Origin of the sequence: Brevibacillus fortis, from assembly GCF_003013395.1 — a bacterium.
Taxonomy (GTDB): domain Bacteria; phylum Bacillota; class Bacilli; order Brevibacillales; family Brevibacillaceae; genus Brevibacillus; species Brevibacillus fortis.
Genome location: NZ_PXZM01000029.1, coordinates 93764 through 107339, shown reverse-complemented (window position 1 = coordinate 107339; position 13576 = coordinate 93764). Strand labels below are relative to the sequence as shown.

The 13576-nt window shown below is 47.5% G+C and carries 14 protein-coding genes; 8 read left to right on the top strand and 6 right to left on the bottom strand.

What is annotated here, in order from left to right; genetic code table 11:
- Positions 1-36: 36 nt before the first annotated feature.
- Both C7R93_RS17930 and C7R93_RS17925 read right to left on the bottom strand, forming a co-directional pair.
- Complete coding sequence (locus C7R93_RS17930; protein ID WP_106840095.1) at positions 37-1974, bottom strand: beta/alpha barrel domain-containing protein; 1938 nt, start codon at positions 1972-1974, stop codon at positions 37-39.
- Between the two features lie 120 nt (positions 1975-2094).
- Entirely contained in the window at positions 2095-3567 is a 1473-nt protein-coding gene (locus tag C7R93_RS17925; RefSeq protein ID WP_106840094.1) for an aminotransferase class I/II-fold pyridoxal phosphate-dependent enzyme, read from the bottom strand.
- Between the two features lie 166 nt (positions 3568-3733).
- Here C7R93_RS17925 and C7R93_RS17920 point away from each other — a divergent pair, with 166 nt between their 5' ends.
- Positions 3734-4693 carry an NAD(P)H-dependent flavin oxidoreductase gene (locus tag C7R93_RS17920; protein ID WP_106840093.1) on the top strand — a complete coding sequence of 320 codons (960 nt, stop codon included), beginning with the start codon at positions 3734-3736 and terminating at the stop codon, positions 4691-4693.
- Between the two features lie 84 nt (positions 4694-4777).
- Here the strand turns inward: C7R93_RS17920 and C7R93_RS17915 are convergent, their stop codons facing one another.
- Positions 4778-5413 carry a YktB family protein gene (locus tag C7R93_RS17915; RefSeq protein WP_106840092.1) on the bottom strand — a complete coding sequence of 212 codons (636 nt, stop codon included), beginning with the start codon at positions 5411-5413 and terminating at the stop codon, positions 4778-4780.
- 232 nt (positions 5414-5645) lie between these two features.
- Between C7R93_RS17915 and C7R93_RS17910 the strand changes: the two genes are divergently transcribed.
- The 3 genes from C7R93_RS17910 to C7R93_RS17895 all read left to right on the top strand — a co-directional run bounded on the left by C7R93_RS17910 (position 5646) and on the right by C7R93_RS17895 (position 7922).
- The gene (locus C7R93_RS17910) at positions 5646-6245 is read left to right on the top strand and encodes a hypothetical protein (RefSeq protein ID WP_106840091.1); all 600 of its coding nucleotides are present in this window, start codon (positions 5646-5648) and stop codon (positions 6243-6245) included.
- A gap of 227 nt (positions 6246-6472) precedes the next feature.
- A complete protein-coding gene (locus C7R93_RS17905; RefSeq protein ID WP_106840090.1) occupies positions 6473-6979 on the top strand; it encodes a DUF4446 family protein in 507 nt (168 codons plus the stop codon).
- A 346-nt stretch (positions 6980-7325) separates the two neighbouring features.
- Positions 7326-7922 (top strand): hypothetical protein, encoded by a 597-nt coding sequence (locus tag C7R93_RS17895; protein ID WP_106840088.1) that lies wholly within the window; start codon positions 7326-7328, stop codon positions 7920-7922.
- A 103-nt stretch (positions 7923-8025) separates the two neighbouring features.
- Here C7R93_RS17895 and C7R93_RS17890 read toward each other — a convergent pair whose 3' ends face one another.
- Positions 8026-8514: a GNAT family N-acetyltransferase gene (locus C7R93_RS17890; RefSeq protein WP_106840087.1), complete on the bottom strand. Its 489-nt coding sequence runs from the start codon at positions 8512-8514 to the stop codon at positions 8026-8028.
- Between the two features lie 470 nt (positions 8515-8984).
- Between C7R93_RS17890 and speD the strand changes: the two genes are divergently transcribed.
- Entirely contained in the window at positions 8985-9386 is a 402-nt protein-coding gene (gene speD, locus C7R93_RS17880; protein ID WP_007723244.1) for an adenosylmethionine decarboxylase, read from the top strand.
- 79 nt (positions 9387-9465) lie between these two features.
- On the opposite strand, the gene C7R93_RS17875 is transcribed toward speD, so the two are convergent.
- Positions 9466-10077 carry a YhcN/YlaJ family sporulation lipoprotein gene (locus C7R93_RS17875; RefSeq protein WP_106840085.1) on the bottom strand — a complete coding sequence of 204 codons (612 nt, stop codon included), beginning with the start codon at positions 10075-10077 and terminating at the stop codon, positions 9466-9468.
- Positions 10078-10216: 139 nt separating this feature from the next.
- Between C7R93_RS17875 and typA the strand changes: the two genes are divergently transcribed.
- A complete protein-coding gene (gene typA, locus C7R93_RS17870) occupies positions 10217-12058 on the top strand; it encodes a translational GTPase TypA (protein ID WP_106840084.1) in 1842 nt (613 codons plus the stop codon).
- Between the two features lie 59 nt (positions 12059-12117).
- Here the strand turns inward: typA and C7R93_RS17865 are convergent, their stop codons facing one another.
- Complete coding sequence (locus C7R93_RS17865) at positions 12118-12600, bottom strand: glutathione peroxidase (RefSeq protein ID WP_106840083.1); 483 nt, start codon at positions 12598-12600, stop codon at positions 12118-12120.
- Between the two features lie 231 nt (positions 12601-12831).
- Between C7R93_RS17865 and C7R93_RS17860 the strand changes: the two genes are divergently transcribed.
- On the top strand, positions 12832-13158 hold the full coding sequence (locus C7R93_RS17860; RefSeq protein ID WP_106840082.1) for a YlaH-like family protein: 327 nt from the start codon (positions 12832-12834) through the stop codon (positions 13156-13158).
- 10 nt (positions 13159-13168) lie between these two features.
- Entirely contained in the window at positions 13169-13444 is a 276-nt protein-coding gene (locus tag C7R93_RS17855; RefSeq protein WP_106840081.1) for a hypothetical protein, read from the top strand.
- Positions 13445-13576 lie beyond the last annotated feature (132 nt).

Here is a 13576-nt window from a genome sequence, read left to right as displayed (position 1 = left end):
AAAACAGACGAAAGGAATTCTTTCGTCTGTTTTCTTTTATGTCCGGCATAAATAAGGCTTCAAAAGTACGAGTGCTACGAGAAACAAAATGACTGCGACATAAGCAGGCAGGAGATGTATAAAATCGACGTACCCTACGGTGAAATGTATGCCTATGCCAGAAACAAAGCCTGGAATGCCTGCTAAAAACAATGTCCACCAAATCCATGCTTCTCCTCGCCTGATCCCCCAAAGACTAATCAGCAAGACGGCCAGGCCATTCGAAACTAATGCTCCGCCAAAGCCAGCGCGGTCATGAGCGATGACCGGAATTAATCGCTCATTGTAAGACTGCAAAGTATCGGCAGACACACAGAGAAAGACGAGATCGGAAGGAACGAAGACACCTGTGACGCCGATAATCGAAATGATAAGACCAGCCCCTGTCAAACCGAATCCGATGATGACAAAGAGCAGTTGTCCCCATAGAGCCATTCGCCAATCCCGATCGTTGTGAAGCTGTGGCGGTAGGCGAGTTAAATGAACGGTTGCAGGTGTTCGTAATGCGAGCAAAAACAAGGGAAACAACATGATTGCTAAAACAGCGTGCAAGTAATCGAAGTACCCGTATCCAATAACTAAAAAGAAGCTGGAAAATCCAACAGCACCAGAGACGAGCAAGATGGTCCGCGTCCAGTGAATGTCTTTGCGAAGGCCATGGTAAGCCAGTTGGCTATACAAAATTCCTATGGATATCATCGTTCCAGCAAGGCTAATCCGATCGTGTGACATAAAAGAAAGGACCTGTGGATTTAAGATCTCAAGCTGTTCGGCTGACATCCCGAGAAAGCGTTCGTCGTAGGGGAGGATGACTGTTGTTGCGGCGACCAGCCAAGCAAGTGCCCCACCGATGATCATTCCTACGCCCAACATGATTCCCCATATCCAAGAAGGAAATAAAAAAGCAGGCCGTTTTTCTTGAGGATGCTCAGCGTCTGGTTGTGTTTGCAAGATGGCTTCGTTGATTCGTTTTGGCAAGCCGGGGCCCGAATAGACCAAGCCGCTGTGCAACTGTACAAAATTGGCACCCGCTGCAAGAAGGGTCAGAGCATCTTGTGGCTCCAGAATGCCACCTGATCCAATGATAAGGGCATCTGACCACTGTTCCCGTGCCCAAGAGACAAATTTGACGGCTTGCTCGTGTGAACTCCTCCCTGTGATGTAAACAGAGTTGTTCGCACATAGTGAATCTTCCTGAATCATACCTCCAGCGACAACTAGACCGTTGAGTCCTGCTTCTTTTGCCGAAATAAAAATCGGGAGTGCTTCCGCTTCTGTAAGGCTAGGAGGGAGCGCCAGCAAGAGTGGCAGATCCGTTTGGCTACGCAAACTGCAAAAATGTTCCTTCCATTCTGGCTGACTCCATCCTGACTGTCCACTGTTCGCCCGCGTATCAATCGTGAAAAACGAACAAAAACGCTCCAGTTTGTCGATCAGCTCCTGACGCTCTTCTGTGGCTTCTCTCAGGCTGGCTTCTGGTCGGCAGGCCAATCTGACTCCGATAGGAATTTTGATGCCAGAAGACCCCTCCAAGCGCCTCTGAAGGGTATACATCCCATTATTTACCAGAGGGCTGGAATAGTGGATATTCATCGCGGCAATGTCACGTTGAACGGTGCCGTGGGAATCAATCGGTTCTTTGGACACAGGTCCTAGCTCTAGGTATCCGAAGCCGAATTTGGACAGAGCCTGGATCGCGATGCATTCTGGGTCCAATCCAGCACCCAGCCCGACTGGAGTAGGGAACGTGACAGGCCCAATTGTTTTGGAGAGCTGTGAAGGAGGCTCCATATGTCCCATCCATTCAATGATGAGCGAACCACCCGGAATTTTTGCCAAAGCGCCGATTGCCTGCAAGGTAATAGACCGGGCCCGTTCGGGTGGCATGAGAAAGAGAAGTGGCCGAAACATTGTTTGATACGACCAGTCTGGCATGGCAGCATCGCCCGCCTTTCCTGATTTTTCCTATCCCCATCTTATCTTAAAATGTTTGCATAAAAAATAAAAAAAGCTGCTCTCTCGTGAAAGAGGCAGCCGTTTTTCGTTTTGGATCGCCTAGCCAGAAATAGCGGTTTGTCTTTTTACGACTTTGATCGTTTTTAGTGTCTCATCTTCAGGGCCCTGTACAGGTAACCCGACTCGAATGTTTTCCTGAATGTACGCGATATTTTCTTCGGTGATTACCTCGCCAGGCAGGAAAATCGGGATGCCTGGAGGATACACCATGATGAATTCAGTGATGACCCGACCTGCAGCTTCCGTCAACGGAATTGTCTCAGTTTCTGCATAAAATGCTTCACGAGGGGTGGTGGACAGCACAGGGATGTTCGGCAGTGAGATAGTAGGCTTCTCTTCTGCTTGTACGTGCGAAAATTCAACGGACAGATCACGCAAGCCATTAACCAACGTACGGATAGACTCTTCCGTATCTCCCGCAGTAACGAAGCAGAGGATATTGTACAGATCGCTCATCTCTACTTCAATGTTGTACTTGTCACGCAGCCAGTTCTCGACTTCCCATCCAGTGATTCCGAGATCGCGTACGTGGATGAGGAGCTTGGTTGGATCCATTGCAAAAGTCGCAGGCTTTCCAAGAATCTCCTTGCCAACGCAGTAGATGCGCGGGATTTCGTTAATCATATCGCGTGCTTTTGCTGCCAGTTCCATCGCTTGATCCGCGAGCATTTTCCCGTTGAGGGCCAAATGCTGACGCGCCATGTCCAACGATGCTAGGAAGATGTAAGAAGTCGAGGTCGTCGTGAGCATACTCATTACAGTTTTAACCCGATCGACATCGACGAGGCCTTCCCGTACATTCAAGATCGACGTTTGAGTCAAAGAGCCACCCAGCTTGTGTACACTGGTCGCTGCCATGTCCGCACCTGCTTGCATGGCTGAAATCGGCAGTTCCTCATGAAAATGAATATGCACACCATGTGCTTCGTCTACCAGTACAGGAATTTCATAGTTATGCGCAGCCCGCACGATCTCACGCAGGTCACCCGCAATACCGAAGTACGTTGGGTTAATCACCAACAAGGCAGCAGCATCAGGATGTGCTTCCAGTGCTTTTTGCACGGCCTTCACAGTGATCCCGTGAGAAATACCCAGACGCTCGTCCATTGAAGGGTGAATAAAGATTGGGATTGCTCCAGCGAAAATAATCGCCGACATAATCGATTTGTGTACGTTACGCGGTACGATAATTTTGTCGCCAGGACTGCAGGTCGCCATGATCATCGCCATGATGGCACCACTTGTACCTTGAACGGAAAAAAATGTATAGTCAGCGCCGAATGCCTCGGCTGCCAAATCTTGTGCTTCTTTAATCATGGCCTTCGGGTGATGCAAGTCATCCAATGGCGCAATGTTGATGAGGTCTATCGAAAGAGCGTTGTCCCCGATGAACTCGCGAAATGCCGGATGCATACCCATACCCTTCTTATGGCCCGGAATGTGAAATTGAATCGGGTTCCGGTTGGCGTGCTCCAACAACCCGCTGAACAAAGGAGTTTTCATTTGTCTCACTACGATCGCCTCACTTTACTAATCAAGAATAAAAAGGACAAAAACAAACAAATTGAGTATAGCAAAATAGGGGGGGAAAGCAAGCGAATTTTTATTCATGTTGGCGAGTGGTGGCAGGAGTTTGACCTGTAAGCCGAGAAGGTCATTTACATGGGGTGATAAAAGGATGAAAACGAGAGTAACGGAGCTACTTCAAATTACATATCCGGTAGTTCAAGGAGGCCTGGCTTATTTAGCTTATGCAGACTTGGCTGCGGCTGTTTCTAACGCCGGGGGACTCGGTCAAATTACGGCTATGTCCTTGCCATCGGCGGATGCATTGCGACAGGAGATTCGCAAGGTCCGCACATTGACAGATAAACCATTTGGTGTGAATTATGCGATTGGGCAACACGGTCGGCCTTATGAAGAAATGCTGGATGTGGCGATTGAAGAAGGGGTGGCGGCTATTTCCGTAACAGGAGGCAATCCAGAGCCGCTGCTGCGCAGACTCGATGGTCATCCCATCAAAAAACTCGTGCTGGTTGCATCTGCCCGTCAAGCACAAAAAGCGGAATCGATTGGTGCAGACGCTGTGATGGCTGTTGGTCAAGAAGGTGGGGGTCACCTGGGGCGTGATGATATCGGAACGTTTGTTCTGATTCCGCGTGTGGTGGATTCCGTGAAAATTCCGGTATTGGCAAGCGGTGGCATCGGCGATGGTCGGGGAATTTTGGCTGCGCTTACACTTGGCGCAGAAGGTGTGGAGATGGGGACGCGATTCATTGCGACAAAAGAGTGTGTCCATGCGCATTCTGCCTACAAAGAGGCGTTGGTTGCTGGAACGGAGCACGATACCGCAGTTATCAAGCGCACACTGGGTACACCTGCGAGGGTCGTTCGTACACCAGGCTCTGATCATATTCTCCAATTGGAACAAGAAGGCGCAGGCTACGAGCAGTTAAAGAGCTTCATCAGTGGTGAGAACAATTGCACATTTATTTATGAAGGCGACAGTCAGCGTGGCTTTGGTTGGGCAGGTCAAGTTATCGGATTGATTGATGATGTACCAAGTGTCCAACAATTGTTTGATCGCATGTTTGGCGATGTGAACAAGTCCTTGGGTCGACTGCAGTCTTTTTCCTAAAACAAAAGAACAGGCCTGCGTTTTTCAAAAGAAAGCGGACCTGTTCTTTTGCATATAACTTAACTAAAGCAAGCGGGAGGCGATCTATCCACGAGAATTTCCTAATGTATAGAGCTTACTCAACACGCCAAATGTTTCTTCGAGACGACGGAGCAATGCTTCTCCGTCTGCTAGGACGGGATCATGACGGTCAATGGTAACTCCACAGAGCAACTCCGCTTTTTTTACCTGTGCCAGCCTGTCCACCAGCTTTTTCACGCCAGCCGTACCAAGCTCTTTTTGAGAGGTGCTTGCTGGTTGCATATGATCTGGAGACCAGTGAAAATGTTCCGGAACCATCGCGATGACCTCATCTAGACGCTTGTTAAAAGCACTGCTGATGACCTCTTTGGAAGGAGACTCGTAGATTACCGCGTACCAAACGAACAAATGTGTTCCCCACAAGCCGATTTGAAAGTGCGGATGTTTCTTGTAGCCGCGTTTATCATTAGCCCAGGCAACCCACGTGTCTGCTGGTGGGTTCACCGTACGGCGTGCATGCTTTGCTATGTGCGTAAACATTTCATCCCCTGTTGATACGGAGAGAAAAGGCGCAAAGTGTTGGCTGAGTGCTTCGAATTTGGGACGGATATTGGTTTTGATCGCGTCCATCCTCGCATCCAATCCATCAATGGCAAAAACATCAAAATCTTCTTGACGAAAGCCTGGAAACGTTGGCATGTAACAAACACCTCTTTTAAGCATCATCGAACCCCACTGGAAAGAAAAGGGCGATCGTCCCCGTCAAGGGAGCTTGGAATCCTCCATATGATATCATACCATCCAGGAAAAAAATACATGCCGAGTTTTATGAATAGCAAAACCAAAGCCTGAATAATATGATATACCACTCACTCCCTTACGGCGAAAAATGATATCTGAGTATTCTGTCAACGGGAGGGGCCTGTAGAAGATGAATCTCGGCATGGAGTTGGAGTATTTTCATTTGGCAGTTTGGTTTGACCGCAAAACATTGCACGCGATGGTGCAGGCCCTGGTGGAAGCAGGGGTGAGCGTCACGTGGAAAGAATCTCCCGAGCAGTTTCACCTCCTCGTGAACACCACAGATGGCCGATCCGACTGGAAAATGCAGCGTTTAAATGGGTCCTATAAGCTGCACATTGCAGGCATTCCTGTCAATGATTCACGGGTGGCACTTGTGCTGTACCACTTCGTAGAGCGGGCAAAAGGGCATGCGATGATCAAGGTCACTTTTGAAGAGTGCGTCTTGCTGAAGCAAATCCAGTACGGGGAAGTTATCAGAATAGTGGAATTAAAAGGAGCTGAGAAAAAAGTGATCTATGAAAAATTTTGCAATGTAACGATGGATCAGGTAATTGCCGCGATGAAACGACGTGACTCGGAAGAACGAATCCCGGTGCTGCGTCTGGAGTTGGATTATGAATTGGCGACATTGTATGATGCGATGCAAGCAAAAGACCAGACTCAAATAAAGCAGTCCATAGAGCGATTAAAACAGCTCCGTCGGGAAATGTTGCTTTTGGAAGCGTAGGCAGACTGGAGGATAGCCAAAGGACGATGAGTTTGACACAAACCAATACGGAATAAAAAAGCGACATCTCAAACAAATGAGGGTGTCGCTTTTTTTGGTGTGAATGCCGCCCATTTAGTAATTGTTGTTTTTAGAAAAGACTTGTTTGAATGGGAGGCCCGGCGGTTGTACAATAAAGAAGGTTTTTGACAGCATATTTACGCACGCGCCAGAAAGGAAGAAAAGTTTTGGAAGCATTCCTATCACAAATCCCCAATGTAGCGATCCTGCTTTTAGCCGTTATCGCATTGACACTGATCCTGTTATGGATCGTGATTATGCAGTCCGTCCGGATTAGTCGATTGAGGAAATCAATCAACCGGATGATGACAGGAACGGGAGGAGCCAATCTCGAGGAAGGCTTGCACAGACTGCTGGATCAGGTAGATGAGATGAAAAAGCAGCATAGCGATCAGCAATTTGCCATCAATCGACTGTCACAACGCATGGCAGCGCAATGCGGCAAAGTAGCGATTGTCCGTTACAATGCCTTCGGGGATGTCGGCAGTGATCTTAGCTTTTCGTTGGCGATAACAGACGACGCTGGGAACGGCGTTGTGATCACCAGCATTTTTGGACGTGAAGAATCTCGTGTGTACGCCAAGCCTTTAGAGCAAGGGACATCGAGCTACCATCTGTCTGAAGAAGAACAGGCTGCGATCAAAAAAGCGATGACCTCCACGGTAGGGATATAAATCCCTCTGAATTTCAATGAAACAGCAAGCATATGAATGAATCAGGGAGTTCTTTTCGATTCCCTGCGTCTGATTGCGGATATTCCGGTTTTTTGCTAAAATTCATCGTCATTTTGCTCAAGACTTTTGAGGGCAGCTGAGGTATAATAAAGATGTCAAAAATGGCTTTTTTGCGAAAAACAAAAAGTAGGTGATCCGCCTTCATTACCCAAATCGATTTTCGATTCGCGGGGCAAGGCCAGGTTCTACAGCGTTCTTTTGTTGACACTTAGCGTATCTCCTCTGATTTGGATAACTGTTCGGTCGTACTCGACCCATGCAAACCAAAAGAATTGAGGAGATATTTATGGCACAGCGTTTAGCAACTAATTACGCCAAGGCCTATTTCACGGTGAATGAAGAAGAGCTGAACCAGTTCGTTTCGCTTTTCACCAATGAACACATTTCAGTCCAAGTCAAAGTGTGTGACAATGGCGATCGTGACGTAACCTTGAATGACAAGAACGGCGAAATTCAATTGAGTTTTTGTCGGATTGGCAGCCGCTACTCATGCGACAGCTCGTATCTGATCCGAGATCGGCAGCTGGCAAATGCGATGAGAAAAGCAATGAAAACGTTCCGAGGCTATGGAATTGTCCACCGGATTTATGACGGCTTCACAATGGTATATCACTACGATCAAGGATCGGTTGTGAGCATTCAGGAGCTAACCGGAGACGAAGAAGTGTCCATCTTTGAAAATAACTCTCTGCACATGGTCAATGAGCTGGAGGCGTTGTTCCAGCAAGTGGGCAGTGAGCAAGAGATTGAGTCCTTACGTCAAGAAACGGACCGATGGCTGGATTTGCGTAATTGGGCAAAGAGAACTGCCCCGGAAAAACTTCCAGCAATTGATGTTCGATTAGCTACGTTATCGCGACGTCTATTTGAATTAGAAGTTTAGTGAGAAAGGGTGCCTTGGGCGCCCTTTTTATTTATCGCAGTGACTAATCAAACGCGGGTACCCCTTCTACCAAGGGATGCCCGCGTTTGCTGTTTGCCCTCACTTAGCGTAATGGCTTGCTCATATTGTACCAGATTGCACCCGCATGATCGGAGTCGGAAACACCGTTGTTGAGGTATCCATGACTTTCATAGTAGCGAATCAAAGCTTCCTTACACGTAAGCGTGATCGTCTCACGACCGAACGCCCTTGCTGATGCTTCCAGGTGTGCTAGGAGCATCGAGGCAATGCCGCGATTTTGAAAAGCGGGAGAAACCGCTATTCCTAAAATGGTTTGATGTCCGCCGGTTGCCGGATTTTCTTTAATCGTTTGAAACAAATCATCGGTAATGAAGGGAGAGTCAATGACAGGTCCATTGACCAAACCTGCAACGACCCCATCCGCCTCCGCTACAAAAAAACTGTCAGGAATCAATCGAATGCGCTTCTCAAATGCTTCTTGTGTTGCAGCCTCTTCTGGCGAGAAGCAAAGGTGCTCGATTGCGATCAGTGCTGGCAAATCTTCTGCTTTGGCATTACGGATAGTAATCATGTGTTGCGATCCTCTCCATTCTGGTTCATTTCCTTTTCTGAAAGTTTAGCACACTTCATTTCGGAAAAAGACAAAAAAGCTTACCGTCATCGCAAGGAACAGGATCAAGTGGGATATGGGCAAGTGAGGATTGTAAAGTTTATCAAAAGTAGCTTGAGTGTAAACGACAATATCCGGTAAGCGCTAGTAAACAAACAAGGGAAAGCATGTGAAAAGACGCATGTAACAGATGGCGGCTCTTCGTCCTATAGAGAAAGTCGTCAGCTTATTTGTATTGTTCTTTTAGATTATTGAAAAAGGGTATTGTCAAACTAGGCCGATACGTGGTATTGTTGTTTTCGTTGGAAACAGGATTAGGAACCAGGATTCACTTTAAAGGGTGGATAACAACGGAAACCGCCCCCGTTAGTGAATGACGCAGGTCCTAGCGATGTTTAACATTACACTCGTTAGGAAGGGGGAACCGAAAGATGGAATATTCGACTTTCGGAAGACACGTTGCTGTTGACACATGGGGAGTTCAGTTTGATTTGTTGAACGACGCAGAATTTTTGAAAAAGGAAATGATTGAGGCTGCTGAGGCATGCGGTGCTACGGTACTGAGTGTGCAAGCGAAGCAGTTTTCTCCTCAGGGTGCTACCGTACTGGTTCTTCTCTCGGAAAGCCACCTGTCCATTCATACGTATCCTGAGCGCGGCTTTGCTGCTCTGGATTGCTACACGTGTGGGGAAACCGTTGATCCGCAAATTGCCATCGACTACTTGGTGTCCGTGCTGAAGCCGGAAAAAACTTACGCGAAGAAATTAGTTCGTGGTTTGGGTGAACTGCAAGTTGTTGAGCCAGAAATGAAACTGGTTGAAGCGGCAAAGTAAGTAACAAATGGAAAAGTTTTCAAGAGGTGCGGGCTGATCCCGCACCTCTTTTATATGGAGCTTCCGTTCATCTTTGTCATCATGGAGTGACAGTAGGAATTCTGCGGTTAAGATCGTGGAGTAGCGAACGAAATTCCGTTGATGTATTGGTAGTCTGGCTTTTCATATCGGGCTTCACATAGACTTGATTGGTCCGCTGCGTCGCTTCTTCATAAATATCGGCATGGATGGCGCGAAGCCGATCAAATGTGGCCGCATCGGAGGCTACTTGGATCGAAAAGTTTGGCACTCGTGAACGAGCGGCTGAATGGACTTGCTGTTCAATTACGCGCGATTGCTCAGGGCCAAAATTTTTCCGAACACGAATCCCGATGACAGCATCCGTACCATTCACGAGCACAGTAGCACGTTCTACACCAGGCACGTCATCTGCGGCCAAGGTGAGCTGTTCAGCCAAATCCTGATTAAAGCCATTGACCGTATAGCCGTTTCGATAATTGCGGGCATTGATTGTGCCAGTGTAGGCATGATAATCATGAGCGAGGCTGTTTCTGGCACCGGGGGCCTGCTGATTGGTGGTACTTTGTGTGTGCGATTGATTTGTGGGATGGCCGCTTGAGCTTGCGCATCCGCTCATCATGGTTGCAATGACAAGCAAGCCAACCAAATATTTCGGGCTGTACCGTTTCATACGTATGCCACCTCCATTTCTCTTAGTATGACGAAAATAAAGTCCCTTACTCAGGAAGTGGCTCCCGTAAAAAACTGCCCATTGTGCCGCGTTTCACGACCTGTTAATATGGAAGGTATGCATAATAGAGGAGGTTCACATGAAGCGTCTTGACATACGCAACATTGCAATTATTGCCCACGTTGACCACGGGAAAACAACTCTGGTTGACAAACTATTGATCCAATCGGGCACATTCCGCTCTAACCAACAGGTAGAGGAGAGAATGATGGACTCCAACGACCTAGAGCGCGAGCGTGGAATTACGATCCTGGCGAAAACTACGTCCGTACAATACAATGAGTTCACCATCAACATCTTGGATACACCGGGCCATGCTGACTTCGGCGGCGAGGTTGAGCGTATCATGAGCATGGTGGATGGCGTTCTTTTGATCGTCGATGCATTCGAAGGCTGTATGCCACAAACACGCTTTGTATTGAAAAAAGCGCTGGAAGCAAAAGTTACCCCAATCGTTGTCGTGAACAAAGTAGACCGCGACAATGCACGTCCTCAAGAAGTTATCAACGAAGTGTATGACCTGTTCATTGATCTGGATGCGACGGAAGACCAATTGGAATTCCCAATCGTGTATGCTTCCGGTCTGCAAGGAATTGCCGGACATGAGCCAGATAAGCTGGAAGGCGACCTTCGCCCACTGTTTGACACCATCATCGAGCATATGCCTGCTCCTGACGCAGACGAATCTGCTCCGCTCCAAATGCAAGTAACCATGCTGGATTACAACGACTTTTTGGGTCGTATCGGGATTGGCCGTATTTATCGCGGAACCATGAACCTGAATGATATGGTATCGGTAACCACTCGTGAAGGTAATGTGAAAAAAGCTCGTATTCAAAAATTGTTCGGTTTCTCCGGTTTGCAACGAGTTGAGCAAAAAACAGCAAGAGCGGGAGATATCGTAGCGATTTCGGGTATTGACGATATTAACGTAGGGGAAACTGTTTGTCATATTGACCATCCAGAGGCATTGCCATTGCTGAAAATTGACGAACCTACTCTGCAAATGACGTTCCTGGTGAATAACAGCCCGTTTGCTGGTCGCGAAGGTAAGCACGTTACTTCCCGCAAACTGCGCGATCGTCTGATGGCTGAGCTGGAGACAGATGTATCTCTTCGTGTGGATGAAACAGATTCGCCAGATGCGTATGTAGTATCTGGACGCGGTGAATTGCACCTGTCCATTCTGGTAGAAAACATGCGTCGTGAAGGCTTTGAGCTAGGTGTATCCAAGCCTGAAGTTATCATCCGTATGGTCGATGGTCAAAAAATGGAACCGGCTGAGCTTTTGATCATTGATGTGCCAGAGGAATACACCGGGCCTGTTATGGAGACATTGGGTCAACGCAAAGCCGAAATGGTCAATATGATCAACAACGGCTTCGGACAAGTACGTTTGGAGTTCATCATTCCATCCCGTGGTTTGATCGGTTACCGTACCGAGTTCTTGACTATCACACGTGGTTACGGCATTCTCAACCACTCCTTCGACAGCTATCGTCCGCTGGTTCAAGGAGCGGTAGGTGGACGTCACGCAGGGGTACTGATTTCCCATGAGACAGGTACAGCCTCCACATACGGCCTGATGTCCGTAGAAGATCGCGGAATGATGTTCATTCAGCCAGGTACAGAAGTATATGAAGGAATGATCGTGGGCGAGCATAACCGCGACAATGACCTGACTGTTAACGTATGTAAAGAAAAGCATGCGACTAACGTACGTTCTGCTAACAAAGATGAGACCGTAAAAATGAAGGCTCCACGCCTTCTTTCTCTTGAAGAAGCATTGGAGTACTTGAATGACGACGAACTGTGCGAAGTAACTCCTCAATCCGTTCGTCTGCGCAAAAAATATCTGAACAAATCAGATCGTGAGCGCTACGAGAAGCAAAGACGTTGGGAAGTACAACCGCAAGCATAAGCTTGAAATAAGAGAACGCCACTTGATCCTGTTCAGGGACGAAGTGGCGTTTTTTTGTTCTATTGATTAGTAATGAGACCTTCAATTTCAGAGACGAGCTCGTCAGGCTGTGTACGAGCACCGATACGTTTTACGACATGACCGTTTTTATCCACAAGGAATTTGGCGAAGTTCCACTCGATATCTTGATTTTCTTCGTTTGGGGCATGCTCCTTCAAGTACTGATACAACGGGTGAGTACTAGGACCATTGACATCGATCTTCGCAAACAGCGGAAATGTCACGCCATAATTTCGATCGCAGAAGGTTGCGATTTCTTCTTCTGTTCCTGGTTCTTGCCCAGCGAACTGGTTGCAAGGGAAGCCAAGAACGAAGAGACCCTTATCCTGATAGCGCTCATACAGCTCCTGTAGCCCTTTGTACTGAGGGGTAAGGCCGCATTGGCTAGCCACGTTCACGATTAGCAGTACATGCCCTTTGAAGGCAGCTAATGTCTTCTCTTCACCGGAAATTGTTTTGACGGCAATATCATACAAGCTCATCTTATTCCCACCTTTTTCTACTGACATATCCTCATCATAGCATGTACGGCGAAAATCATGCCAGCAACATGGAAGGGCCTACCGTTTTTTGACACAGAATCCACCACCTGATAAAGTAAGAAAGATAGCGTTTTCCTAAGAAAAAAGGAGTGACTATTCGTTTCATTCCGCCTATGAGGTGGCATGTGAAGCGTTAGGAGTTTCACCGCTTGAAGACAGGAGAGATAAGTGATGGACTGGATACAAATCGCATCAACCTATGTGCCAGCTAATCCAGATCAGCTCACAGCATATGATAGCTTTCGCGTATGGGCTGATAAATATCGGGCTTGGATTTTGTTCGTGGAATTAATTATCGTCTATTATCTTGGTTTTGCTACACGTATTCGTATGCCTATTTTGAAGAACGTGCTTCTGTACATTCTTTTGTTTGCTGGAGCCCTCATTTTCGCTATTTTGGATGTGCAGCTTCCTGTGAAAAGCGCAATGTTCGTGGCGATTGCGATTCTCGTGATAGTGAAGGTACGGATCAAGCCGGAGCAAACGGGGCGAAAGTGAGGAGAACCGCGTGAAACGTGAAGATGCACTCTTTAATTGGCTCCAAATTCAAGTGGTTGCCGATGCGCGACCAGAAGACCGCTCTGCTTTGGATACAGCTGCTTTTTTCTTGCAATTGCTGCAAGAGGATCATCAAATCAGCGATATTGGCTATCGTCAGGAAAGTAGTTGGTACGTGCTATTTGGAAAAGCTGATTCACAGTCTATGGAAGTCCGATACCCCGCGGAATCAGTCGAAGCTTTACTGGTCGCGATTGAGAGTGAATCCAAGTACAATTGCAACTAACGGGACCAAAAACTCCCCCACTTGCCGAAATGGTTCGGAAGTTGGGTGGAGTTTTTTTGTATCAGGAGCTTGTCATAGGTAATAAGCCGCGGTTTCTTGTATGATGCAACTTTTGAAAATGATTTCCCGTCA